The sequence below is a fragment of the Kitasatospora sp. NPDC047058 genome, from assembly GCF_040643935.1.
In the GTDB taxonomy this organism is placed as follows: domain Bacteria; phylum Actinomycetota; class Actinomycetes; order Streptomycetales; family Streptomycetaceae; genus Kitasatospora.
Map to the genome: position 1 here is coordinate 1 of NZ_JBEYVJ010000962.1, position 1,049 is coordinate 1,049.

Below are 1,049 nucleotides of genomic sequence, written 5' to 3' on the forward strand. Positions count from 1 at the left end.
GGGCAGCCTCGGCATCCACACGACCTCGCACTCAAGCGCCGGCACCGCTACTCGACCGTGCTCATCGACGCCGAGACCGGCGATCGCCTTGCCGCGGTCGATCCGCACGGTCTCCGGTCGGCCCCCGGTGGGTCCGTACGGCCCGGTGCGCAGCACCGCGGAGCGCAGCGCGATCAGGATCGAGGCGCGTGAGGGGCAGCCCGGGGTGACCGCTACCCCGGTGATCGCTCTCGTCGCGCAGTCGATGAACCACGTCACGTACGGGCGTACCAGCTGGCCGTCGGCGACGAAGCGCAGCGGGGCCTGGACGTGGTCGCCCTCCCAGGCGTGGTTGCGCCAGGTGCAGGGGCGTTTGCCGAACACGTCCAGCGCCCGGGCCGCCTCGAGGCCCTTGCGGTACCCGGCCCGCTCCCCTGCCGTCAGAGACGCCGACCAGGCGACGACCGAACCGGTGGCCGTCGAACCACCCACACCCGCCCTGACCAGGTAGTCACCACCTCCCGCCCAGCGGGGGAAGCTCACCAGTACCAACCGCGCCAGGCGCCGGCCGGCGACCTCGAGGACCGCGCTCGTCGCCGGCGGCTCCCCAACCGCGAGAACGAAGCCGCTCTCAACCGCGTCCACCGTCAACCGGTCATGCAGTTCCGCACCGACCTCCACAATCAGCTCCGCGAAAGGCGGCCCCAGCCACGCCGTTCGAACCTCCAGCGCCCACAGCATCGGCCCCGCCGACCCGGGTCCCCTCGTCTCATCGGCCACACCCGCTCAACGAGCCGCCCACCGGAAGCACACGCCCGCCAGCGCCGATCAGGCGCTGTCACCCTCCCAGTCCCAGTACCGTCCGTCCCCGGGCCGGCGACCGTAATGAGCACGCCCGCCGGCACCGTAGGCCCCGATCTCCGTCGCCAGGGCAGCGCCCTCAGCGATCTCCTCGCTGCTCCAACCCGTGACATCGAGCAGCAGCCCGTCCAACGGCCCCGCCACCGGCTCCCGGTACACACGGCCCGACCGCGGCCCCGGATCCGGATCATCGTGATCCGCCCCTTCTC

Annotated in this window: 1 protein-coding gene and 1 pseudogene; both read right to left on the reverse strand. The window is 72.4% G+C overall.

Features of this window, described 5'->3' with window-relative positions; translation table 11 throughout:
• A pseudogene (locus tag ABZ885_RS41955) lies at nt 1-720 on the reverse strand (hypothetical protein); the annotation flags it as partial.
• 87 nt (nt 721-807) lie between these two features.
• Nucleotides 808-1,049, reverse strand: a 242-nt coding sequence (locus ABZ885_RS41960; RefSeq protein ID WP_360200572.1) for a hypothetical protein, incomplete at its 5' end; no start/stop codon positions are given.